The sequence below is a fragment of the Shinella daejeonensis genome, from assembly GCF_024281235.1.
Taxonomy (GTDB): domain Bacteria; phylum Pseudomonadota; class Alphaproteobacteria; order Rhizobiales; family Rhizobiaceae; genus Shinella; species Shinella daejeonensis.
This window is the reverse complement of record NZ_JAHWXY010000003.1, coordinates 247,369-271,245: the sequence shown is the minus strand read 5'-3', so window position 1 is coordinate 271,245 and position 23,877 is coordinate 247,369. Positions and strand designations below refer to the sequence as shown.

The following is a 23,877-nucleotide window of genomic DNA, read 5'->3' as shown; positions in this document are numbered from 1 at the left end:
CTGGCCCGGGGATAGCATGAAGCCCCTAAGAAACGCTTACGCGGGAGAGCGCAAGGGCCCGTCGGACGCGTGCGAACCGGCCGGTTTTCCGTCGAGAATGTCCCGATAGAGGTCAAGCAGGCGGTTTGCCATGACGGAGGCGGAGAAGGTATCCTGAAAGGCTGACGGATCGGGCATGACGCTGTCGCGCCAGCCGGGATCCTCGATCGCCTGCTGCATGATTGCGGCCAGCGAGGTGATGTCCTGTGGTTCGGCCAGCGCGGGACTGTCGGCGCCGAGGATCTCGGGAATGCCGCCGACCCGGCTTGCAATCACCGGTCTGCGGGCGGCGATCGCCTCCAGCACGATATAGGGCATGGCTTCGGCGCGCGAGGGAACGACGACCGTGCGGGCGAAGGCGAAGGCGTCCTGCGCCTTCATGGCCGGCAGCATGGCGATGCGCCGGCCGAGCCCCTGGCGTTCGATCATGGCGGCGTATTTGTCGCGCTCCGGCCCGTCGCCGACCATCATGGCGGAGAGCGGCCGGCCGACCAGCCGTTCGGCGAGCGCGAAGGCGTCGATGAAGAGGTCCGGCCCCTTCAGGTCGCGCAGCATGCCGATGTAGAGGAAGTCGACGGCGTCGGCCCGGGTATGGACGGCGCCGAAATCCCGGTCGTGAATGCCGTTGTAGATGCGCTCGAAGCGGCGGTGCGGCTTGCCGACCTTGCGCAGATAGGCCTCCTTCTCGTAGTCGCAGACAAAAACAAGCGCATCGGTCAGCGTTTCGAGGCCGCGTTCGGCCAGATGGATGGAAAGTCCCGATAACGTGCCGCGATCATAATGCAGGCTGCCGCCGTGCGGCGAATAGAGACGGGCTACGCGATACCTGTTCACCCGCAGGGCTGAGCCGACCAGCCGGGCGATGGCGCCGCCCTTGGCGCCGTGCCCATGCAGGATATCCGGCTGTAAGCTTTTGATTTCGTAAAAAGATTTCCGGAGTGTGCCAAGATCCGAAAAGCCGATGGAGCGGCTGATCGGCAGGCGGACGAGACCGAGTGACAGAAACGGACGGATGTCGTCGAACAGCGCGTCCTCGTAATCGCTTCCCGTCAGGCTGTCGCAGACGATGCCGATGTCGTGACCGGCCCGGGCGTGGAATTCGGCGAGATCGCGCACATGGCGGAAGATCCCGCCGATGGGGGAGCGGAAGCAATGGATGATGCGCAACGGCCCGTCACCCGCCATGACGGTCAGAACAGCCGTTCGCGGACGTAGATCGTATCGCCCGCCAGGACCGGATCGGAAATCGGAACGCGCCCCGTGATGATCTTGCCGTTGATCTTGCGCGTGATGTCGACATCGGCCTGATTGGCGCGCGGCGAGAAGCCGCCGGCCACCGCGATGGCGTTCTGAATGGTCATGCCGGCGACATAGCTGTACTGGCCGGCCTGGCCCACTTCGCCCATGAGGTAGATGGAGCGGTAGCGGTCGACCTCGATCGAAACGTCGGGATCGCGCAGATAGCCTTGCCGCAGTTTGGCGGCAAGGATGCTTTCCAGTTCCTGTAGCGTGCGGCCGCGCGCCGGCACCGCGCCGACGAGCGGGAAGGCGATATAGCCGGCCTGGTCCACGGAATAGGTGTTGCTGAGGCCGGCCTGTTCGAAGACGGTGATGCGCAGGCGGTCGCCGCTGTCGAGCCGGTAGGGCTGGATCGTCGCTTCGTGAAACGCCTTGGGGGCGGGCCGGTAGCCGCTACAGCCCGCAATCGCCGGCGCAATCAGCGCCAGCGCGAGCAGAACGCCCTTGTTGAACGTTGCGAATGCCATTCGCTTTCCCAATCCGGAATACCTCAGTCGTGCCTTCCTTATCGATCCGTTAGGGTTAACGGCTGGTAAAGGGCGCTCCGGGAATAGACGATCACGGGAAAGCCGTCCGGCTGCGGTTACGGATTTTACGGGTGTGAAAGCAGCGGAGATTAACCCTTAGGTTACCATGCTCGTTTACCTTCCGGTCGAGTTTATTGTCTGGAGTGGGTATATGGCCGGCCATCACGCGAGCCAGCAGGACGTCGATATCGACCTCGGCGGTCTTTTCGGCGCGATCTGGCGCAACCGCAGGCGCGTGTTGCTGGCGACCGTCGCCTGCGCCGGCATCGCTTTCGCCGCGGCAAGCCTGGTCAAGCCGACCTACAGGAGCGAGGCGCGGCTGATCATAGAAACACGCGAACCGGCTTTCACGACGGGTGCCGATCAGGCGCAGGGGCGGGATCAGCCGCCCTTCGACGAGCCCGGTATCGCCAGTCAGGTCCAGCTTCTGAGATCGGCCGATCTGATCAAGCAGGTCGCACGCAACATGAAGCTCTACGAACTGGAGGAGTTCGACCCGACCGCGAAGCCCTCGGCGCTGTCCGACCTGCTCGTCCTGCTCGGCGCCGGCAAGGACCCGCTCGACCTGGAGCCGGAGGAGCGGGTGCTGAAGGAATTCAACGAGAAGCTCCGCGTCTATCAGGTGGAGCGCTCCCGTGTCATCGCCATCGAGTTCAGTTCGCGCGATCCGCGTCTGGCGGCGGAAATCCCCAATGAAATGGCCAAGGTCTACATGTCGCTGCAAAGCGGCGCCAAGCTGGACACCAATTCGGAGGCGACGCGCTGGCTGGAGCCGGAAATCGCCAATCTGCGCGAAAAGGTGCGTGAGGCGGAGCAGAAGGTCGCGGAATATCGCGGGCAGTCCGATCTCCTGCCGACCGGCGAGAATGCCACCTTCGCCGTCCGGCAGCTTGGCGACATCTCCGCGGAACTGGCGCGGGTGCGTGGCGAGCGGGCGAATGCCGAAGCGCGCGCGGCGAGTGTCCGCGCGGTGCTGGAGGCCGGCGGCGCACCCGATACGCTGACGGATGTCGTCGGTTCGCAAATGATCCAGCGGCTGAAGGAGAGCGAAGCGCAGGTGCAGGCGCAGATCGCCGACCTTTCGACGTCGCTGCTCGAAGAGCACCCCCGGCTCAAGGGGTTGCGTTCACAGCTCGCGGGCGTTCGCCAGCAGATCAAGGCGGAGACGCAGAAGATCCTCGGCAGTCTCGCCAATGAGGCCAAGACGGCGACGTTGCGCGAGACCCAGCTCATCGAGCAACTTGCCGCGCTGAAGGCCGACACGGCGCGCGCCGGCGAGGACGAGGTCGGCCTGAAGGCGCTGGAGCGCGAGGCGGCGGCGCAGCGCCAGCTGCTTGAAACCTATCTTGCCCGCTATCGCGAGGCCATGTCGCGGCAGGACGGGAGCGCCGCCCCGGCCGATGCCCGAGTCATCTCGGCGGCGGTGGAGCCGACGGAAGCCGCCTTTCCCAAGGTGCTGCCGATCACCATCGTCGGCGGTGTCGCCGGGTTTGCGCTGAGCGCCATCGCCGTGCTGCTGGCGGAGCTGTTCAGCGGCCGGGCGCTGAAGCCTGTCGGCGCGACCGTTCCGGCGGCTGCCCCGGCGGCGCGGCGCAAGGAGGAAAACGAGGATCCGGATCCGCCTGTCGCGGTTGTCCCGGCATTCGAACCCGAACCGCAGGCGGTAGACGCCGCCGGCCGGGAGCGGGAAACGCCTTTTGCGGCGGCCTCGCTTCTCGCCGGCATTCCGTCGCCGGTCCCCGAGCCTTCGCAGGCGCATGCGTCGCTACTCGGTAGCGCCGAGGACGTGGACGAAGAGGCGGACTTTTCGGTGGCGGCGGTGGCGCGATACGTGGAGGACAACGGCGTTCCGGTTGCGATTGCCGTTTCTCCTTCCGGCGATCGCGGCTCGACCGTCACGGTCATGCTGGCGCGGCGCATCGCGCAAGCCGGCCGGCGGACGCTGCTGATCGACCTGACCGGTTCGGCCTGCCCGACACGGCTGATGGCCCGCGCCGACAATCTGCCGGGCATCACCGAGCTTCTGGTGGGCGAGGCGGCCTTTGGCGATATCATCCACGGCGATCGCCTTTCGGACGCCCATATCATCCCGCGCGGCAACGGCGACATTCGCCGGGCGATGCGGGGCATCGACCGCTTGTCGATGGTGATCGACGCCTTCGCCGACGCCTATGACACCGTGATCGTCGAATGCGGCCCGGCGGACGTCAGCGGGGTGCGCCGGCTGACGCGCGAGCGCGACACCGACATCATCCTCTGCCTGCCCGGATCGCAGGAGGACGAGATCGTCGAGCTGATCGGCGCCTTCGGCGATGCCGGCTACAGCGAGATCGTGCTGATGACGGGAGAGGGCGGATTGCCTTCGCCCGGCCGCGCCGCCGCATAGGCGGCTTGCCGCGGTTCAGCCGGAACGCAGGCGCTGGAGGAAGGAATAGAGCGGCGGGCTCCGTTTGATCAGCCGTTTGGCGGCGGCCTTGGAACGGTGCAGCATCGCCACGGCGCTGCCCGTCGGCGTGACCGGCCAGAGGAGATCGTGCTGGGTCGTCTCGACGGAGCACCAGGAACGCTTGTAGGGCTGGTCGCCGATGCCGAAATCGAACAGCCGGACGTCCTCGCCGCAAAGCCTCTGAATGATCAGATGGAAGAGAAACTCGCCGGGGCTTGCAGGGGCGGCCGGGCCTTCGTCGATGGATCCGAACTGGCAGATGACATGGTCGCCCTTGCGCGAGAGCCCGGCGATCGCCGCGATCCGTCCCTCGTGTCGTCCCTTGAGCCGAATGGCGTGCAGACGCAGCGGATAGGCGTCCGCTTCCTGCGGCAGATCCGCGAGCGTGCGGAAAAAATCCCGTGTCGCCGCATCGCGGAAGACATCGGGAAGTCCCATGGCGTCGAACCGGATGGCTTTCTGCTGGAAAAAGGCTTCGAGAAACAGGCGGTTTTCACGGGCCGTTCCGGCGATCACATGATCATAGCCGCCGAGCGCCATCAGCCGGCGTTCCGATACGCGGAATTTCTTGCGCCGATGGCGGGCGTTGATCTGCACCAGCGTCTGCTCGAAATCCGGATGGAGCGGCAGCTGGAAGGCGGTGTTCTGGTTGCGCGCGGCCGGCAGGCCGGAAAAGGGCGTCGTCTCACCGCGCCAGTCGAGCGGGACTTTCTCCAGAAGAAAAAGATCGAAGTGGCGGGCGAAGTCATCGCGCGCCTCGTCGAAAGCCCGGCGCAAGGGCATCCGCGCGGCAAGCGCGTGCAAGCCGGGCGTATAGAGCCCCGTGTTGATATTGCTGAAGCGGGTGCCGAGGAAGCGGGCGATCCGCGCCGGTCCGCGCTGTGCGATTTCCAGCGGCAGGAGGAATTGGGTTTGTCCGTCGGCGATGCCCTCGGCAATCAGAAGGCGGCAACCGCGGCTGTGCGCCCAGGCGTGGCACCAGTCGTATCCCTGATGGAGCGAAAGGACGTTTTCGGCTTCAAGCCGCCGCCAGCGTTCCTCCAGCGGCTCCATGCGCGGATGCAGGCGGATACGCAGGTCCGCCGCCGTGCGCCTGTCGTCGCCGCCGGACGCTCCGGAGGGGCCGGGAATGCTCTTACGCTCGAACGGCATGATCTGGACAGTGAACTGCACCGCTCCCATGGCGTGACCTTTGTCGACGACGTCGCCAGCCCTGCCGGCGTGAGGCAGGATAGGGGCAGGCCATGGAAGAAAGGTTTAAGGTGTCGGCCGAGACCGCGCCGGTGCGTGGAAAAACAGCCAGCGCGGTTAGCAAGGTCATAACGGCCGAGACGGTGACGATGGCGATATCAGCGATCCTTCGGCCGGCGCGGCTTTTCCATCCATTTGATGATGGCCATCGCCGGCAGGATCCACAGCAGGCCCGTGAACGTGAAATAGAGCAGGTGGATCCACCAGGGCGATTGTCCGAGCGTGGCGGAAGCGACGGTGGTCGCCACCAGCGCATAGACGATGACGAGGACGATGATCAGGACCGTGCCGATCAGCTTTCGGAGGCGAGGGGGCATGGACGATCTTCCAATCTGTGGCCTGCGGCCATTAAACATGCGGGCGACAAGGGCGCGACGGCATGACGCAAAGGTTCGGACCTTGTTTTGCACGGCCGGGTCGGGCAAATCAACGCCAGTAACAGGAGCCGAGAAAATGAGCGTCACGACCGCGACCGCATACCGCAGTTTCAACGATCCGGACAAGATCGAACGCAACCGTCGTCAGGTGCGTCGCTGGCTCGGCTTCGTGCTCTTCCTGCTCTTCTGTCTCGTGCTGGTCGGCGGCGCGACGCGGCTGACCGGATCCGGCCTCTCCATCACGCAATGGAAGCCGATCCATGGCGTCATCCCGCCGTTGTCGGTGAGCGAATGGCAGGAGGAATTCGAACTCTACAAGCGGATTCCGCAATATGAGCACATCAACAAGGGCATGAGCGTCGAGGAATTCAAGGTCATCTTCTGGTGGGAATGGGCGCATCGGTTGCTCGCCCGCTCCATTGGCTTCGTCTTCGCGCTGCCGCTCGCCTTTTTCTGGCTGACGGGCCGGATCGAGAAAAAGACGCGCTGGCCGCTGGTCGGGCTTCTGGCGCTTGGCGGTTTTCAGGGATTCATCGGCTGGTGGATGGTGACCTCGGGGCTCGCCGAACGGGTTTCCGTCAGTCAGTATCGCCTTGCCGCCCATCTCGTCGTCGCCTGTCTGATCTTCGCGGTCACCATGTGGATCATGCGGGCGCTGTCGCCGCACAGCGACGACCCCGCCCCGACGGCGTCTTCCCGGCGCATGGCGGTCGCAATCGCCTGTATGGCGGTCTTCCAGATCTATCTGGGGGCACTTGTGGCCGGTCTTCATGCCGGGCTTTCGTACAATAGCTGGCCGCTGATGGACGGCGCGATCGTGCCGGGCGGGCTTTTCCTGCAACAACCCTGGTGGATCAATCTTTTCGAAAATCCCAAGACGGTGCAATTCGTCCATCGCATCGGGGCCTATGTCCTCTTCGCGCTGGCGCTCGTGCATATGATCTCGTCGCTGCGCGCCGCGCCGCGTACGACCCATGCCCGCCGCTCCGTTGTCCTCTTCGCGCTTGTCCTCATGCAGGCGGTGATCGGTATCCTGACCCTCGTCTGGCAGGTTCCGCTCGGCTGGGCGCTCGCGCATCAGGGCGGCGCGCTGGTCGTGCTGGGCTTCGCCGTCGCGCATTGGCGCGGCTTTCTCGGAGAGTATGAGAGATAGGCAAGCAGGCGGATTGCTCCGCCTGTCCCTTCATCCCTTGAGCATCAGGTCCATGTTCTGCACCGCCGCCCCCGATGCGCCCTTGCCGAGATTGTCGAGCAGGGCGACGAGATTGACGTGCGGCGCGCCGGCGGTGCCGAAGACATAGAGCTTCATGCGATCGGTATCCGCCAGTTCGGTGGCGTCGATCCGGGCGAGTGCGGCGCTGTCCTTCAGGCGCACCACTTCCACGATGTCCTGCCCGGCGTAATGATCGGCCAGGGCTTCGTGAATGGAGCCGAGCGACGCGTTTGCCGCAAGATCGGCGAGATGCAGCGGGACCTGCACGATCATGCCCTGCGGGAATCGGCCGACCGAGGGCGAAAACAGCGGCGCGCGGGAAAGCAGGCCGTGGATCTGCATTTCGGGGACATGCTTGTGCTTGAGCGGCAGCCCGTAGAGGAAGTGCGGCGTGTCGAGCGGATCGGGGTGCGCCGGGTCTTCCATCTGGGCGATGAGTTGCTTGCCGCCGCCCGTATAGCCGGAAACGGCGTTGACCGTCACGGGATAGTCCTCCGGCAGGATCCCGGCCATGCGCAAGGGCCGCAGCAGGCCGATGGCGCCCGTCGGATAGCAGCCCGGATTGGCGACGAGCCTGGCGGCGGCGATCTTCGCGGATTGGTCGCGATCCATCTCGGCGAAGCCGTAGGTCCAGTCGGGGTCGGTGCGGTGCGCCGTCGAGGTGTCGATGACCCGCAGCCTGTTGTTGCCTGCGACCATGGCGACGGCTTCGCGCGCGGCATCGTCCGGCAGGCAGAGGATCGCGATATCCGCGCTGTTCAGCAGCTCTTCGCGCAGCGCCGCATTGCGGCGTTCGCTTTCGGGGATGGACAGAAGCTCCACATCGGCGCGGCCGGTCATGCGGGTGCGGATCTGCAACCCCGTCGTTCCGTGTTCGCCATCGATGAAGATCTTCGGTTTCATCTCGTGTCCAATCCTGAAAACCCCGGAAATTTGCCGGAAACGCACTATCCTGCCGGCTTCACGGGTCTGTCCGTGAAGCCCGGCCCGATATAGACCCTCGGCGGGCCGCGTTCAATGCGCTTCAACGCCGCCCGGCCAGCCATTCGGCGCGAAGGCCGAGCATGTACATGGCGACGGACGAGCCGGCGATTGCCGTGATATCGGCGTGGTCATAGGCGGGCGAGACTTCCACCACGTCGGAGCCGGTGACCTGCAATCCGCCGAGCTTGCGCAGCACGGACAGGATCTTCGCGCTGGAGGGGCCGCCGGAGACCGGCGTGCCGGTGCCGGGCGCAAAGGCGGGGTCGAGGCAATCGATATCGAAGGTCAGATAGGCCGGCGCCGGGCCGACGTGACGCAGGATGGTGTCGGCAAGCTCGGTCGTGCTCATCTCCTCCACCTCGTAGCCGTAGACGATGCGGATGCCGCAATCCTCCGGCGCATGGGTGCGGATACCGATCTGGATCGAGCGCGTCGGGTCGATCAGCCCCTCGCGCACCGCCGTGCCCACGAAGGAGCCGTGGTCGATCCGGCCCTTCTCATCCGGCCAGGTGTCCTGATGGGCGTCGAACTGCACGAGCGCGAGGGGGCCGTAGGTCCCGGCATGGGCGCGCAACAGGGGGAGGGTGATGAAATGGTCGCCGCCCAGCGTCAGCAGATAGGCTCCGGACTTCAGGATCTTGCGCGCCTCGCGCTCGATGGTCGCCGGTGTTTTCTGATGGTTGCCGTAGTCGAGCAGGCAGTCGCCGTAATCGATGACCGCCATGTGCTCGAACAGGTCGCGCGCGAAAGGATATTGCGGATCGTTGTCCATGATCGCCGAGGCGCGGCGGATCGCCTGGGGGCCGAAGCGCGTTCCGGGCCGGTTGGATGTCGCGGCATCGAAGGGAATGCCCCAGACGACGGCGTCGGCATCCTTCAGCACCTTCGTGTAGCGCCGGCGCATGAAGGACAGCACGCCGGCATAGGTCGGGTCCGATGCGGCGCTTTTGAGGCTTCGTGCGGTGACGGCGTGGTCGATGCTCTTGTTGGCCATGGCTTTCTCCGGATTTTGCCGGAGGTTGGCCAATCGGCGGGAGGAAGGCAAGGGGATTTCGGCGGCCGGAAAACGGAAAGGCCGGGCAAGCCCGGCCTTTCGCGATGGTTTCGTTCGGCAGGCGCAATCAGCGCCTGGAGAACTGGCGCGCAATCAGCGCTTGGAGAACTGGAAGGAACGGCGGGCCTTGGCGCGGCCGTACTTCTTGCGCTCGACGACGCGCGAGTCGCGCGTCAGGAAGCCGCCCTTCTTGAGAACCGCGCGCAGCGCCGGTTCGTAGTAGGTCAGCGCCTTGGAGATGCCGTGACGAACGGCGCCGGCCTGTCCGGAAAGACCGCCGCCGGCGACGGTGGCGTCGACGTCGAACTGGCCTTCACGGGCCGCCGCGATGATCGGCTGTTGCAGGATCATCTGCAGGACCGGACGGGCGAAATAGGCGTCGAAGGGCTTGCCGTTGATGGTGAACTTGCCGGAACCCGGCTTGACCCATACGCGGGCGACGGCGTCCTTGCGCTTGCCGGTGGCATAGGCGCGGCCCTGGGCGTCAACTTTCTTGACGTGAACCGGAGCGGCGGCCGGAGCGGCTTCGCCGGTGACGCCCAGATCCTTGAGCGAGGAGAGATCGGCCATTATCAGGCGCTCCTTGTGTTCTTGCTGTTCAGCTTGGCGACGTCGAGAACGACGGGCTGCTGGGCTTCGTGCGGATGGTTCGGGCCGGCATAGACGCGCAGGTTCTTCATCTGGCGGCGACCGAGCGGGCCACGCGGAACCATGCGCTCGACGGCCTTTTCGAGGACGCGCTCGGGGAAGCGGCCTTCGATGATCTGGCGCGCCGTGCGCTCCTTGATGCCGCCCGGATAGCCGGTGTGCCAGTAGTATTTCTTGTCGGAATACTTCTTGCCGGTGAGGGCGACCTTCTCGGCGTTGATCACGATGACGTTGTCACCGTCGTCGACGTGAGGCGTGAAGGTGGCCTTGTGCTTGCCGCGCAGGCGATTGGCGATGAGGGTAGCGAGGCGACCGACAACGAGCCCTTCGGCGTCGATGAGGATCCACTTCTTCTCTACCTCGGCGGGCTTCTGTACGAAGGTTGCCATGGGAAGTGCTCTTTCTTTGGAACCCAGGCCCTTGCGGGATCGGGCGTTTCTTGTTGCTTGGCTTGAGTGTCCGGGGACCTCAAGAAAGACCGGAGCCCGATGCGGACCCCGATCCGTGCGGCTTATAAGGGCGCATGGATTTTACGTCAAGTGATCGGATCAGGGGCTTTGTAATAATAATCAAATGAAAACAAAAGCTTAGTATTGCGGTATTCTGATACCTCAAATTATTCCGATCTGGAACGGCCGTGACGGTTCATGCGAGCTTCAGCACCAGGACGCCGGCCGCGATCACGCCGCCGGCGAGATAGCGCCAGACGCTCGCTTTTTCCCGCAGGATGAAGACGGAAATCAGCAGCGCGAAGAGGATCGCCGTTTCCCGTAGCGCCGCGACGGTGGCGACGGGGGCTTTTGTCATCGCCCAGAGCGCCAGCCCGTAGGAGGCGATGGAGCCCGCGCCGCCGAAAAGGCCGCGCCGCCAGTTGTGGCGGACGTGGTGGCGGACCGCAGCCGCGCCGCGCCGGAAAACCGCCCAGCCGAACAGCAGGACGGGCGGCAGCAGCGACATCCACAGTGTGTAGGAGATCGCGTTGCCCGAAATGCGCGCGCCGGCGCCGTCGACGAATGTATAGGTGGCGATCACGACGGCATTGGCGAGCGCCAGCAATACCGCGCGCCGGTCGCCATGGCGCGATTCGAAGGCGAGCGTCAGGACGCCGAGCGAGATCACCAGGACGCCGGCCATGGACGCCGTGGAAAGATGTTCGCCGAGCACGAGCCCGCTCGTTGCCGCGACGATCAGCGGCGCGCCGCCGCGCATCAGCGGATAGACGAGACCGATGTCGCCGGCGCGATAGGCGGCGGCGACAAGCTGGAAATAGGCGAACTGTAGAAAGGCCGAGACGAGGATGAACGGAAAGGCTCCGGGGGCGGGCAGCGGCACGAAGGGCAGGAAGACGAGGCCCACCGCGCCCGCGCCAAGCGCGATCATCGCCGCGTCGAGCGATTTATCCGTCCCCGCCTTGACGATGGCGTTCCAGGTGGCGTGCAGGGCCGCGCCGAACAGCACGAGAAAGAGGACGTCAAGGGGCAATCGGGACCTCGGCAGGACGGAAGCTGTGGGAAGATGCCCGTACCATTCTCTGAAAGCGATGGTTTGGCAATTGCGATTCTTTCCGGTCTCAGGCTTCCGCCGCAAGCGTCTTGACTTCGCCGCGTCCCGCCGCTCTGCTGCCGGCATAGCGCAGGAGGAGAGCCATGAAACACGATACCTATACCGACGCCTATATCGAGGGCGTCCTGCGCGATACCCGGGTGATCGCTCTGGTCGGGGCGTCGCCCAATCCGGACCGGCCGAGCCATCGGGTCATGGCGTTCCTGCTTGGCAAGGGCTATCGGGTCATCCCGGTCAATCCGGGGCAGGCGGGCAAGGAAATCCTCGGGCAGACGGTTCATGCCCGTCTTTCCGACATCAGGGAGCCGGTCGACATGGTCGATATCTTCCGCGCGCCGGAGGCGCTGCCGGGGATCGTCGACGAGGCGCTGGCGATGACGCCGCGGCCGAAGGTCCTCTGGGGCCAGCTTTCCGTCCGGGACGACGCGGCGGCGGCAACGGCGGAAGCCGCCGGCCTCAAGGTGGTGATGGATCGCTGCCCGGCCATCGAATTTCCGCGTCTCATCGGTTGAGGCACCGTTTCGCCCGATCGGCATGGGAAATGAAAAAACTTTCTTTGACGGGCCTTTAAGGGTCTGGAATAGTGCGGCCGACTTCAGTGAGGGAGGCCTTTCATGACCACGAAGAAACCCGGATTCGCAACGCTCGCCATCCATGCCGGCGCGCAACCGGATCCGACGACCGGCGCGCGCGCCACGCCGATCTACCAGACGACGAGCTTCGTATTCAACGATACGGATCACGCCGCCTCGCTCTTCGGCCTCCAGGCGTTCGGCAATATCTATACCCGCATCATGAACCCGACGCAGGCGGTTCTGGAAGAACGGGTGGCGGCGCTGGAAGGCGGCACGGCGGCGCTCGCCGTCGCCTCGGGCCACTCCGCGCAGCTTCTCGTCTTCCACACCATCATGCGCCCCGGCGAGAACTTCATCGCCGCACGCCGCCTCTACGGCGGATCGATCAACCAGTTCGGCCATGCCTTCAAGTCCTTCGACTGGCATGTGCGCTGGGCCGATCCGGCCGATCTTTCGAGCTTCGAAAGCCAGATCGACGACAAGACCAAGGCGATCTTCGTCGAGAGCCTCGCCAATCCCGGCGGAACCTTCGTCGATATCGCCGGCATTGCCGAGATCGCGCATCGCCACGGCCTGCCGCTCATCGTCGACAACACCATGGCGACGCCCTATCTGCTGCGCCCGCTGGAGCACGGCGCCGATATCGTCGTGCACTCGCTCACCAAATTCATGGGCGGCCACGGCAATTCCATGGGCGGCGTCATCGTCGACGGCGGCACCTTCGACTGGTCGGCCTCCGGCAAGTATCCGGCGCTCTCCGAGCCGCGGCCTGATTATGCCGGCATGGTGCTGCATGCGACCTTCGGCAATTTCGCTTTCGCCATCGCTTGCCGGGTGCTGGGGCTTCGCGATTTCGGCCCGTCCATTTCGCCCTTCAACGCCTTCCAGATCCTGACGGGCATCGAGACGCTGCCGCTCAGGATGCAGCGTCACTGCGACAATGCGCTTGCCGTTGCCAAATGGCTGAAGGGACAGGACAAGGTGTCCTGGGTCAATTATCCGGGCCTTGAAGACGATCCGAACCACGCGCTCCAGCAGCGCTATTCGCCGAAGGGCGCCGGCGCGGTCTTCACCTTCGGCCTCAAGGGCGGCTACGAATCGGGCAAGCGTTTCGTCGAGGGGCTGGAGATGTTCTCGCACCTTGCCAATATCGGCGACACCCGTTCGCTGGTCATCCATCCGGCTTCCACCACCCACAGCCAGCTCAACGAGGAGCAACTGGCGGCCGCCGGGGCGGGACCGGAAGTCGTGCGGCTTTCCGTCGGGCTGGAGGATGTGGCCGACATCATCGCCGACCTGGAGCAATCGCTGGCCAAGGCCTGATGCGAAAGCCGGGGCGGCCTTATCCTGCCGGCCCGGAAACATCGATTGCGTGAGGACGCTCTCCCCTTCTTCCGCCGGGAGGGAGGGGAGATGTCTTTCGGGCAATCCCTGTGGGCGCGGAAAAGAGGGCGGTCATGAGCAAGGCAGCGGATTTCGATATTTCGGGCATCGCGCCGGAAGAGGGCCGGCCGGCCACCGACCGGCTGATCGCCGGCGATCCGGTTTTCACCACCTGGAATATCGAGGAGGCCGAGGGCGGCCTCTATGCCGGGATCTGGCAATCGACGCCGGGGAAATGGCGCATTCGATACGACGAGTGGGAATATTTCCACATCCTCGAAGGCCGCTCCGTCGTGACCTGCGAAACCGGCGAGACGTTTTACCTCAAGGCCGGAGACCGGATGATCCTCAGACCCGGCTTCAAGGGAACCTGGGAAGTCATTGAAACGACTCGCAAGGATTATGTCATCCGTCTTTGATCCGGTCTCTCACCATTCGAGGTGGAGCGCCTCCAGTCCATGGAAGTGGTAGACGTCCTTCACCACCGGCTTTTCCGAAATCCTCAGACCCGGCAGCCGCGCAAACAGGATCGGCAGGGCGACGTTCAGTTCGAGCCGGGCCAGCGGCGCGCCGATGCAGAAATGAATGCCCGCGCCGAAGGAGACATTCGGGCCTTCGTCGCGATCCGGCCGGAAGGCGAGCGGATCGGTGAATTTCTTCGGATCGAGATTGGCCGCGGCCAGGATCATCGCCACCCTGTCGCCGCGACGGAACGGGACGCCGTCGAGTTCCACGTCCTCCAGCGCCCAGCGCTGGAACATATGGACCGGCGCGGAGATGCGCAGGCATTCCTCGATCGTGCGTTCCGTCGCTTTCGCGTCGGAGAAGAAAGCGGCGGGCGCCAGACCGCTTTCGAGGAGGGTGCGCACGGCATTGCCGATCTGGTGCACCGTCGCCTCATGGCCGGCGTTGAGCAGCACGATCGTCGTCGAGACCAGTTCGTCCTCGGTGAGCAGCTGCCCGCGATGCTCCGTATGGATCATATGCGAGAGCAGGTCGTCACGCGGCTCCGCCCGCCGCCGGGCGATGACGTCCCGCACATAGGCGGAAAATTCGGCTGCCGCCCGGTCGGCGGCCCGTTCGTCGTCCTGCGTCCGCCCGAACATATACATGCGCACATAGTCGTGCGACCATTTCAGGAGTTGCGGCCCCATTTCTTCGGGAATGCCGATCATCCGGGCGATCATCGTGACCGGCAATATATCGGCGAAGGCCGACAACAGCTCCACGCGCCCGTCCTTTTCGAACGTGTCGATCGCATTGTGGCAAAGCGTGGCGATCTCCGGCGTCAGCCGTTCGATCTGGCGCGACACGAAGGCGCGGTTGACGAGCGTGCGCAGCCGGGTATGTTCCGGCGGCTCGATCTCCAGCAGCGACCAGGCCTCCGCCGCGTCGAAATTCTTCAGGTGCGGCGAGGGGTCCGGCAGGCCGAGTTCCTCGCGGCTGGCGACATGCAGGATCTGCCGTCCGAAACGGCGGTCGCGCAAGAGGCTGTTGACCTGGTCGTAACCGGTGAAGGTCCAGAGCCGCTGCTCCTTCCAGTAGAAGGTGGGGCAGTGCGCATGCAGCGCCGCATAGACCGGATTGGGATCGGCGTAGAACTCCGGGTTGCGTCCGTCGAGCGAAACCGCGCGGCTGGCCGGGTCGATGGAGAGAAAGGGCAGGGGCTGGATCACGGACTGGGTCATGGCCGAAGGCCTAGCGGATTTCGCTGCGGCGGGAAAGCGCGGCGGCGCACCCGGGGCGAAATCCGCCGGTCCGGAGCGCCCTGCGCCGGAGGCAATTGTGGAAATCCTCCTCTGCTGGCGCGCCGGTTAACCCCATTGTGGCATAGAGCGCCGCAAAACGCGCGCCCGTCTTGAAGTGGGCAGGGCGGAACCTCTATGTAAGGGAGATGAAATTTGCTGATTCCCAACCCGCGCGGCGGGTTTCAGGGCCACTTGAGATGAAGGATTGATATGACAAATCCCGTAGATACCGCCATGGCTCTGGTGCCTATGGTCGTTGAGCAGACCAACCGCGGCGAACGTTCCTACGACATCTATTCGCGCCTCCTCAAGGAGCGCATCATCTTCCTCACCGGCCCGGTGGAAGATCATATCGCCACGCTCGTCTGCGCGCAGCTTCTCTTCCTCGAAGCCGAGAATCCGAAGAAGGAAATCGCGCTCTATATCAATTCGCCGGGCGGCGTCGTCACCTCCGGCATGGCGATCTACGATACGATGCAGTTCATTAGGCCGGCCGTCTCCACGCTGTGCATCGGCCAGGCCGCGTCCATGGGCTCGCTGCTGCTGGCCGCCGGCCATAAGGACATGCGCTTCGCCACGCCGAACGCCCGCATCATGGTGCACCAGCCGTCCGGCGGCTTCCAGGGCCAGGCGTCGGATATCGACCGTCACGCCCGCGACATCCTGAAGATGAAGCGCCGGCTGAACGAAGTCTATGTCAAGCATTGCGGCCGCACCTACGAGGAAGTGGAGCAGACGCTCGACCGCGACCATTTCATGAGCGCCGACGAGGCGAAGGACTGGGGGCTTGTCGACCGCGTCATCACCAGCCGCGAGGCGGTCGAAGGCGCCGAGAGCGCGTGAGAATCAAGGTTTTGTGTACGGCAACGCACAAATGTGACGCATTTGTAATGCTCGTGGGGCTTTATCCGGGCGGCAAAGCCGTTAATATTGGGCATTAATGCTATGTTGATGTGTAACCACCTAGCATTTGTCAGTTCGTCGGGGGATTCGTTGCCACCGGTCAAGGGCATGGCCCGGCGCCGGTCAGTACCTCCGGAGCCTTCCAGGGATGCGCTTTTGCGCAAGCGCTTCCCGCAAGGCGGTTTGAGTGGTCCGGTCGTTCCCCGCGGAATGAGCGGTGTGCTGGAAGGAAAGTGATATGAGCAAGGTCAGCGGCAGCAACGGCGGCGACTCCAAGAATACCCTTTACTGCTCCTTCTGCGGCAAGAGCCAGCACGAGGTCCGCAAACTGATTGCCGGCCCGACCGTGTTCATCTGCGATGAATGCGTCGAATTGTGCATGGACATCATCCGCGAGGAGAACAAGACCTCGATGGTGAAATCCCGCGATGGCGTTCCGACGCCGCAGGAGATCATCAAGGTCCTTGATGAATATGTCATCGGCCAGCAGCAGGCCAAGCGCATCCTGTCGGTGGCGGTGCACAACCACTACAAGCGCCTGGCGCATGCCGCCAAGGGCACCGATGTGGAACTGGCCAAGTCCAACATCATGCTGGTCGGCCCGACGGGTTGCGGCAAGACCTATCTTGCCCAGACGCTGGCGCGGATCATCGACGTGCCCTTCACGATGGCCGACGCCACGACATTGACCGAGGCCGGCTATGTCGGCGAGGATGTCGAGAACATCATCCTCAAGCTGCTTCAGGCCGCCGACTACAATGTCGAGCGCGCGCAGCGCGGCATCGTCTATATCGACGAGGTCGACAAGATCTCGCGCAAGTCGGACAATCCGTCGATAACCCGCGACGTATCGGGCGAGGGCGTGCAGCAGGCGCTTCTGAAGATCATGGAAGGCACGGTGGCCTCCGTTCCGCCGCAGGGCGGCCGCAAGCACCCGCAGCAGGAATTCCTTCAGGTCGATACGACGAACATCCTGTTCCTCTGCGGCGGCGCTTTCGCCGGTCTCGACAAGATCATCTCCGCTCGCGGCGAGAAGACCTCGATCGGCTTCGGCGCGACGGTGCGCGCGCCCGAAGAGCGCCGCGTCGGCGAAGTGCTGCGCGATCTCGAGCCGGAGGACCTGGTGAAATTCGGTCTCATTCCGGAATTCATCGGACGCCTGCCGGTCCTGGCGACGCTGGAAGACCTCGATGAGGATGCGCTGATCCAGATCCTGTCCGAACCGAAGAACGCGCTGGTCAAGCAATACCAGCGCCTGTTCGAGATGGAGGACGTGGAACTGACCTTCCACGAGGATGCGCTGCGCGAGATCGCCCGCAAGGCGATCGTCCGCAAGACCGGCGCGCGCGGCCTGCGTTCGATCATGGAGAAGATCCTGCTCGACACGATGTTCGAGCTGCCGATGCTGGAAGGCGTGCGCGAAGTCGTCATCTCGGATGAAGTCGTCAAGGGATCGGCCCGCCCCCTCTACATCTATTCCGAACGCGGGGAAGAGAAGACCACCGCTTCGGCCTGACGGTCGGTCGATCCGGAAGGACCCGCCGCCGGCGGGTCTTTTCGTTTTATCCTTGGCTTTTGCGGCCGGCCCGCTGGCCGCCGGGGCAGGGCTGCGGCAACGGCCGGCCGTTTCGGCATGACCGGCGCAAGGCCCGCGACAGCGCGGCGGACTAGGGTATCCTTTACGGTTCGGTCGAAGCTGGAGCGGCCAGGTGGCGGGCTTGAAAAAGTGTTAACAGAACGCCACTTGTGGGTGGACTAGGCATATCGGGCAAGCGCTGGCGATCCGGCCGGCCCGGTTCCCGGAAACGGGACGTTTGAAAGGAATTGAAATGACGAAGAAGACGTCCGCGCCGCCAGAGAGCACCGCATTCCCGGTCCTGCCGCTTCGCGACATCGTGGTTTTCCCCCACATGATCGTGCCTCTGTTCGTCGGCCGCGAGAAGTCGATCCGCGCGCTCGAGGAAGTGATGGGCACGGACAAGCAGATCATGCTTGCGACCCAGATCAACGCCTCCGACGACGACCCCGAAACCGATGCGATCTACCGCATCGGCACCGTCGCCAATGTGCTGCAACTGCTGAAGCTGCCCGACGGCACCGTCAAGGTGCTGGTCGAGGGCCGCGCCCGCGCGGAGATCGACAATTATACCGATCGCGAGGAGTTCTACGAGGCGGTGGCCCATGTGCTGGCCGAGCCGGAGGAGGACCCGGTCGAGATCGAGGCGCTGTCGCGCTCGGTGGTCTCCGAGTTCGAGAACTATGTGAAGCTCAACAAGAAGATTTCGCCCGAGGTCGTCGGCGCCGCGAGCCAGATCGAGGATTACTCGAAGCTTGCCGATACGGTCGCGTCGCATCTCTCCATCAAGATCGTCGAGAAGCAGGAAATGCTGGAGACGACGAGCGTCAAGCTGCGGCTTGAAAAAGCGCTCGGCTTCATGGAAGGCGAGATCTCGGTTCTCCAGGTGGAAAAGCGTATCCGTTCGCGCGTCAAGCGCCAGATGGAGAAGACCCAGCGCGAATACTATCTCAACGAGCAGATGAAGGCCATCCAGAAGGAGCTCGGCGACGGCGAGGACGGCCGCGACGAGATGGCCGAGCTGGAAGAGAAGATCGCCAAGGTCAAGCTTTCCAAGGAAGCGCGCGAGAAGGCGGACGCCGAGCTGAAGAAGCTGCGCCAGATGAGCCCGATGTCGGCGGAAGCCACCGTCGTGCGCAACTATCTCGACTGGCTGACCGGCATCCCGTGGGGCCGCAAGTCGAAGATCAAGACCGACCTCAACAACGCCGAGAAGATCCTCGACGAGGATCATTTCGGCCTCGACAAGGTCAAGGAGCGCATCGTCGAATATCTGGCCGTGCAGGCGCGCTCGAACAAGATCAAGGGTCCGATCCTTTGCCTCGTCGGCCCGCCCGGCGTCGGCAAGACCTCGCTTGCCAAGTCGATCGCCAAGGCGACCGGCCGCGAGTATGTCCGCATGGCGCTCGGCGGCGTGCGCGACGAGGCCGAGATCCGCGGTCATCGCCGCACCTATATCGGCTCGATGCCCGGCAAGGTCATCCAGTCGATGAAGAAGGCGAAGAAGTCCAACCCGCTCTTCCTGTTCGACGAGATCGACAAGATGGGCATGGATTTCCGCGGCGATCCGTCTTCGGCCCTGCTCGAGGTGCTCGATCCGGAACAGAACTCGACCTTCATGGACCACTATCTGGAAGTCGAATACGACCTGTCCAACGTGATGTTCATCACCACGGCGAACACGCTGAATATCCCGGCGCCGCTGATGGACCGCATGGAAGTGATCCGCATCGCCGGCTATACGGAAGAAGAGAAACTGGAGATCGCCAAGCGTCACCTGCTGCCGAAGGCGATCCGCGACCACGCGCTGCAACCGAAGGAATTCTCCGTCACGGACGGCGCGCTGATGGCGGTGATCCAGCAGTACACCCGCGAGGCCGGCGTCCGTAACTTCGAACGCGAACTGATGAAGCTCGCCCGCAAGGCGGTGACCGAGATCATCAAGGGCAAGACGAAGATGGTCGAGGTGACGGCGGACAACATCCACGACTTCCTCGGCGTTCCGCGCTTCCGCCACGGCGAAGCCGAGCGCGAGGATCAGGTCGGCGTCGTCACGGGGCTCGCCTGGACGGAAGTCGGCGGCGAATTGCTCACCATCGAGGGCGTCAGCCTTCCGGGCGGCAAGGGCCGGATGACGGTGACCGGCAACCTGAAGGACGTGATGAAGGAATCGATTTCGGCGGCGGCCTCCTACGTCCGCTCGCGCGCTGTCGATTTCGGCATCGAGCCGCCGCGCTTCGACAAGACCGATATCCATGTGCACGTTCCGGAAGGGGCGACGCCCAAGGACGGTCCGTCGGCCGGCATCGCCATGGCGACCGCCATCGTCTCCATCATGACCGGCATTCCGGTGTCGAAGGACATCGCGATGACCGGCGAGGTGACGTTGCGGGGCCGGGTTCTTCCCATCGGCGGCCTGAAGGAAAAGCTGCTCGCCGCTCTGCGCGGCGGCATCAAGAAGGTGCTGATCCCGGAAGAAAACGCCAAGGATCTGGCGGATATTCCGGACAATGTGAAGAACAATATGGAGATCGTTCCCGTCTCGCGCATGGGTGAGGTCATCGAGCACGCCTTGCTGCGCAAGCCCGAACCGATCGAGTGGGACGCATCGATGGAGGCGGCCAAGGTCGCTCCGGTCGAATCCGCCGACGACGGAACCGGCGCGATCGCCCACTAACGGGCAAGGGCGCGAAAATCGCCCGATTTTGCCTCAGAATGGAAAAAGGCCGGCCATTGTGCCGGCCTTTTTTATGGAAAATCGTGCGAAAAGCCCGGATTCCCAAGGGATGCAGCCGAAATTCGGTTGCGAGGGAAAAGCCGATGCGTATTCTGCCCCGGACTTGTCATGAGTCGTTTCGAACCGAATGAAAGGGGTGGAAACATGAACAAGAATGAACTCGTCTCCGCGGTTGCAGAGAAGTCCGGTCTGTCCAAGACCGATGCCGCGTCGGCAGTCGACGCCGTTTTCGAAACCATCCAGTCGGAACTGAAGCAGGGCGGCGACATTCGTCTGGTCGGCTTCGGCAATTTCTCCGTTTCGCGTCGCGAAGCCTCCAAGGGCCGCAATCTCTCGACCGGCGCCGAAATCGAGATCCCGGCGCGCAACGTGCCGAAATTCTCGGCCGGCAAGGGTCTGAAGGACGCCGTCAACAGCTGATCCCTTCTTCGGCGCGGGGTTGCCGGGACTGCGGGCCGCCCGACGGCATGCGGATGGCCGGCGCCCCACCGGATGCATATACGGCGATGGCGGTGCCGCACGAAACGGCGGCTCCCACTCCGCCGCCAGGCTCGTTTACCGGGATCGGGGTTCGGCTTTCGCCGGGCCCCTTTTTCATTTCCGGGGATTGGGGGGCATTGTCATCCCCCTGTTACAGGGGGAGCGCAGAACCGCCGGGTTCCCAGAAACCGGATCCGGAGATTTTCGTGAAAACCCGTTCCCTGATCGCCGCGCTCGCGGCCGTACTGGCGGCATCGGTCGCCCCGGCCGCGGCCGAGCCCGTCTTTAACCGCATCGCCTCCTTCCCGGTCGCCGACAACCTGCCGCAGGGCACGGATGCCGCGACCGCGACCTCCGCCGAAATCATCGTCGCCACACCCGATGGCGCGATGCTCGTCTATTCCGACAGCCCGCTGAAGGCGATCGGTTTTGTGGATATCGCCGATCCGAGAGCGCCGAAGCCCGCCGGAATCGTTTCCTTTTCCGGCGAGCCGACGTCGGTGGCGGTGGTCGGCGGCAAGGCGCTCGTCGCCGTCAATACGCGCGAAAGCTTTGTCAAGCCTTCCGGCATGCTGGCAACCGTGGACATCGCCGGCAGGACGGTCGAGAACAGTTGCGATCTCGGCGGCCAGCCGGATTCCATCGCGGTCTCCAGGGACGGCACGCTCGCCGCGGTCGCCATCGAGAACGAGCGCGACGAAGACCTTGGCGACGGCGGACTGCCGCAGATGCCGGCCGGCGATCTGGTGATCGTTTCGCTGAAGGATGGCGTCGTCGACTGCGCCAGCCTGAAGCATGTGCCGCTGACCGGTCTGGCGGATGTCGCGCCGGAAGATCCCGAGCCCGAATTCGTCGACTTCAACGGTCGCGACGAGATCGCGCTCACGCTTCAGGAAAACAACCATATCGTCATCATCGACGGCAGGACCGGCACGGTGAAGAGCCATTTCTCCGCCGGCACGGTCGACCTCGAAGGCATCGACACGAAGAAGGATGGCGCGCTGACGTTCACCGGCGAGATGAAAGGTCTCGCCCGCGAGCCGGACGCCGTGAAGTGGCTGGATGACGACCGTCTGGTCGTCGCCAATGAAGGCGACTGGAAGGGCGGCGCGCGCGGCTTCACCATCTTCGACCGGCAAGGCCAGGTTCTTTACGAGAACGGCGCCGGCTTCGAACGCGAGATCGCGAAGATCGGTCACTACCCCGACAAGCGCAACAAGAAGGGCGTCGAGCCGGAAGGCCTGGAAGCCGCGACGTTCGGTGACGACAATCTGTTCTTCGTGCTGGCGGAACGCGCCTCGATCGTCGGCGTCTACAAGGACACCGGCGCGGAGCCTGAACTTCTCCAGCTTCTGCCGTCGGGCGTGGGTCCGGAAGGCGCTGTCGCCATCCCGGGCCGCAATCTCTTCGTGACGGCCAATGAGACCGATCTCGTCGAGGACGGCGGCGCCCGCTCGCACGTCATGATCTATGAGCGCGCGGAAGGGGAGATGGCCTATCCGCAACTCGTTTCCACCGAAAAGGACGGCGAGCTGATCGGCTTCGGCGCGCTTTCGGGTCTTGCTCCGATGAAGGACAAGCCCGGCATGCTCCATGCGGTGAACGACTCCTTCTACGCCTCGCAGCCGACGATCTTCACGATCGACGCCACCGCGAAGCCGGCGCGGATCGTCGACGCGCTGCGCATCACCCGCAACGGCGCCGCCGCGCAGAAGCTCGACAGCGAAGGCGTGACGACGGATGGCGAGGGCGGCTTCTGGCTCGCCAACGAGGGCGATGCCGACAAGCTCTACAGCCACGCCATCATCCATGTGAACGCCAAGGGCGAGATCGACAAGGAGATCGCCATTCCCGCCGAGCTTCGCGCCGGTGAGAAGCGCTTCGGTTTCGAAGGTATCACCAGCGTCGGCGAAGGTGACGACACGGTGCTGTGGATGGCCGTCCAGCGCGAATGGGGCGACGACGAGAAGGGCTTCGTGAAGCTCGTCTCCTACAAGCCGTCCTCCGGGGAATGGGGCGCGGTGCGCTACCCGCTCGAAACGACCGAAAGCGGCTGGGTCGGTCTTTCCGAAATCACCGTGCACGGCGATCACGCCTATATCATCGAGCGGGACAACCTTATCGGCCAGGCAGCGAAGCTGAAGAAGATCTACCGCGTCGCGCTCGCCGATCTGAAGCCGGCCGGGCTCGGTGGCGAACTGCCGGTGGTCACGAAGGAGGAAGTGCGCGATCTCCTTCCCGACCTCAAGTCGGCCACCAACGGCTATGTCGTCGACAAGGTGGAAGGCTTCGCCGTCGATGCCGCCGGCAACGGCTATGTCGTCACCGACAATGACGGCGTGGACGGCTCTTCCGGCGAAACGCTGTTCTTCGGCATCGGCCCGATGAACGCCATGTAAGCGCTGGCAAATCGACAGACGAAAGGCCGGGATCCTGCGATCCCGGCCTTTTCTTGTGGTAGGGGAATGTCAGCCGGTGGCGCGCAGCGCTGAAACGGTGGAATCGTTCGCGCGACGGTCGCGCTCGCGCTGCACTTCCGCCGTGCGCTCGCTGAGGCAATGAATGATCTCGCTGAGATTCTGCTTCTGCGTTTCGTCGAGAACCTCGAAGATGGCTTCGATGGTCTTGTGCTGCGGTTGCTGGGCGGCGGAGATCACGTTGCGGCCGGTCTCGGTGATGGAGACGATCTTCGCACGCCGGTCGCGCGGATCGGGGGCGCGTTTCACCAGCTTGTCCCGCTCCAGCCCGTCGATGGCCTCGGTGACCGTGCGCGGGGCGAAGCCCAGCGCGGAGGCGATGTCGGTGGACCGTTGCGGTCCCTGGCATTCCAGGAGCAGCAGAAACTTGCTGCGGGCAAGCGACACGCCTTCGTCCATCATGCACTCGTTTATCAGGCGGCTGACCTGATGGTAGAGTTTGAACATGCTCTGGGAGATTTCGATCGTCTTATTCATGAGGGTTAATATAGGTTTTGTGAGGGACCATGTCAAATTATCCCATGACATTCCCGGATGTTTGCCGTCCGGGCGCCGGCGTCTGGCCGGTCGCGATTGCGGCGGCCGGGCGCATGCGGG

The 23,877-nt window shown here is 64.1% G+C and carries 21 protein-coding genes; 10 read left to right on the top strand and 11 right to left on the bottom strand.

All coding sequences use genetic code 11. The features are described 5' to 3' along the window. Positions 1-36 precede the first annotated feature (36 nt). Together KYK29_RS11910 and KYK29_RS11905 are read right to left on the bottom strand one after the other, a co-directional pair. Entirely contained in the window at positions 37-1,224 is a 1,188-nt protein-coding gene (locus KYK29_RS11910) for a glycosyltransferase family 4 protein (RefSeq protein WP_254691111.1), read from the bottom strand. 5 nt (positions 1,225-1,229) lie between these two features. Then, positions 1,230-1,805 (bottom strand): polysaccharide biosynthesis/export family protein, encoded by a 576-nt coding sequence (locus KYK29_RS11905; protein WP_254691110.1) that lies wholly within the window; start codon positions 1,803-1,805, stop codon positions 1,230-1,232. 211 nt (positions 1,806-2,016) lie between these two features. Between KYK29_RS11905 and KYK29_RS11900 the strand changes: the two genes are divergently transcribed. Continuing rightward, a complete protein-coding gene (locus KYK29_RS11900) occupies positions 2,017-4,251 on the top strand; it encodes a GumC family protein (RefSeq protein WP_254691109.1) in 2,235 nt (744 codons plus the stop codon). A gap of 15 nt (positions 4,252-4,266) precedes the next feature. Here KYK29_RS11900 and KYK29_RS11895 read toward each other — a convergent pair whose 3' ends face one another. Then, positions 4,267-5,493, bottom strand: a complete 1,227-nt coding sequence (locus KYK29_RS11895; RefSeq protein WP_254691108.1) for a GNAT family N-acetyltransferase — start codon at positions 5,491-5,493, stop codon at positions 4,267-4,269. Positions 5,494-5,660: 167 nt separating this feature from the next. Next, a complete protein-coding gene (locus KYK29_RS11890) occupies positions 5,661-5,879 on the bottom strand; it encodes a DUF2842 domain-containing protein (RefSeq protein ID WP_254691107.1) in 219 nt (72 codons plus the stop codon). A 136-nt stretch (positions 5,880-6,015) separates the two neighbouring features. On the opposite strand from KYK29_RS11890, the gene KYK29_RS11885 reads away from it, so the two are divergent. After that, a complete protein-coding gene (locus tag KYK29_RS11885) occupies positions 6,016-7,092 on the top strand; it encodes a COX15/CtaA family protein (protein WP_254691106.1) in 1,077 nt (358 codons plus the stop codon). A 30-nt stretch (positions 7,093-7,122) separates the two neighbouring features. On the opposite strand, the gene argC is transcribed toward KYK29_RS11885, so the two are convergent. From argC to KYK29_RS11860, 5 genes are all read right to left on the bottom strand, one after another. After that, positions 7,123-8,055: an N-acetyl-gamma-glutamyl-phosphate reductase gene (gene argC / locus KYK29_RS11880; protein ID WP_254691105.1), complete on the bottom strand. Its 933-nt coding sequence runs from the start codon at positions 8,053-8,055 to the stop codon at positions 7,123-7,125. 121 nt (positions 8,056-8,176) lie between these two features. Continuing rightward, positions 8,177-9,130: an agmatinase gene (gene speB / locus KYK29_RS11875; protein WP_254691104.1), complete on the bottom strand. Its 954-nt coding sequence runs from the start codon at positions 9,128-9,130 to the stop codon at positions 8,177-8,179. A 153-nt stretch (positions 9,131-9,283) separates the two neighbouring features. Further along, the gene (gene rpsI / locus KYK29_RS11870) at positions 9,284-9,760 is read right to left on the bottom strand and encodes a 30S ribosomal protein S9 (protein ID WP_254691103.1); all 477 of its coding nucleotides are present in this window, start codon (positions 9,758-9,760) and stop codon (positions 9,284-9,286) included. 2 nt (positions 9,761-9,762) lie between these two features. Next, positions 9,763-10,227 (bottom strand): 50S ribosomal protein L13, encoded by a 465-nt coding sequence (rplM, locus tag KYK29_RS11865; RefSeq protein WP_254691102.1) that lies wholly within the window; start codon positions 10,225-10,227, stop codon positions 9,763-9,765. Positions 10,228-10,483: 256 nt separating this feature from the next. Further along, positions 10,484-11,320, bottom strand: a complete 837-nt coding sequence (locus KYK29_RS11860; protein WP_254691101.1) for an EamA family transporter — start codon at positions 11,318-11,320, stop codon at positions 10,484-10,486. 164 nt (positions 11,321-11,484) lie between these two features. Between KYK29_RS11860 and KYK29_RS11855 the strand changes: the two genes are divergently transcribed. The 3 genes from KYK29_RS11855 (at position 11,485) to KYK29_RS11845 (ending at position 13,778) form a co-directional block, all read left to right on the top strand. Continuing rightward, on the top strand, positions 11,485-11,913 hold the full coding sequence (locus KYK29_RS11855) for a CoA-binding protein (RefSeq protein ID WP_254691100.1): 429 nt from the start codon (positions 11,485-11,487) through the stop codon (positions 11,911-11,913). A gap of 102 nt (positions 11,914-12,015) precedes the next feature. Then, positions 12,016-13,299, top strand: a complete 1,284-nt coding sequence (locus tag KYK29_RS11850) for an O-acetylhomoserine aminocarboxypropyltransferase (protein ID WP_254691099.1) — start codon at positions 12,016-12,018, stop codon at positions 13,297-13,299. Between the two features lie 134 nt (positions 13,300-13,433). Then, entirely contained in the window at positions 13,434-13,778 is a 345-nt protein-coding gene (locus KYK29_RS11845) for a cupin domain-containing protein (protein ID WP_254691098.1), read from the top strand. A 9-nt stretch (positions 13,779-13,787) separates the two neighbouring features. Here KYK29_RS11845 and KYK29_RS11840 read toward each other — a convergent pair whose 3' ends face one another. Further along, a complete protein-coding gene (locus KYK29_RS11840; RefSeq protein WP_254691097.1) occupies positions 13,788-15,047 on the bottom strand; it encodes a cytochrome P450 in 1,260 nt (419 codons plus the stop codon). Positions 15,048-15,317: 270 nt separating this feature from the next. On the opposite strand from KYK29_RS11840, the gene clpP reads away from it, so the two are divergent. From clpP to KYK29_RS11815, 5 genes are all read left to right on the top strand, one after another. Further along, complete coding sequence (gene clpP, locus KYK29_RS11835; protein WP_254691096.1) at positions 15,318-15,950, top strand: ATP-dependent Clp endopeptidase proteolytic subunit ClpP; 633 nt, start codon at positions 15,318-15,320, stop codon at positions 15,948-15,950. A gap of 298 nt (positions 15,951-16,248) precedes the next feature. Next, positions 16,249-17,526 (top strand): ATP-dependent Clp protease ATP-binding subunit ClpX, encoded by a 1,278-nt coding sequence (clpX, locus tag KYK29_RS11830; protein ID WP_254691095.1) that lies wholly within the window; start codon positions 16,249-16,251, stop codon positions 17,524-17,526. A 313-nt stretch (positions 17,527-17,839) separates the two neighbouring features. Further along, the gene (lon, locus tag KYK29_RS11825; protein ID WP_254691094.1) at positions 17,840-20,263 is read left to right on the top strand and encodes an endopeptidase La; all 2,424 of its coding nucleotides are present in this window, start codon (positions 17,840-17,842) and stop codon (positions 20,261-20,263) included. A gap of 204 nt (positions 20,264-20,467) precedes the next feature. After that, positions 20,468-20,743 carry a DNA-binding protein HupB gene (gene hupB / locus KYK29_RS11820; RefSeq protein ID WP_254691093.1) on the top strand — a complete coding sequence of 92 codons (276 nt, stop codon included), beginning with the start codon at positions 20,468-20,470 and terminating at the stop codon, positions 20,741-20,743. A gap of 266 nt (positions 20,744-21,009) precedes the next feature. After that, complete coding sequence (locus KYK29_RS11815; protein WP_254691092.1) at positions 21,010-23,202, top strand: esterase-like activity of phytase family protein; 2,193 nt, start codon at positions 21,010-21,012, stop codon at positions 23,200-23,202. Between the two features lie 69 nt (positions 23,203-23,271). On the opposite strand, the gene KYK29_RS11810 is transcribed toward KYK29_RS11815, so the two are convergent. Beyond that, a complete protein-coding gene (locus KYK29_RS11810; RefSeq protein WP_254691091.1) occupies positions 23,272-23,757 on the bottom strand; it encodes a MarR family winged helix-turn-helix transcriptional regulator in 486 nt (161 codons plus the stop codon). Between the last annotated feature and the right edge of the window lie 120 nt (positions 23,758-23,877).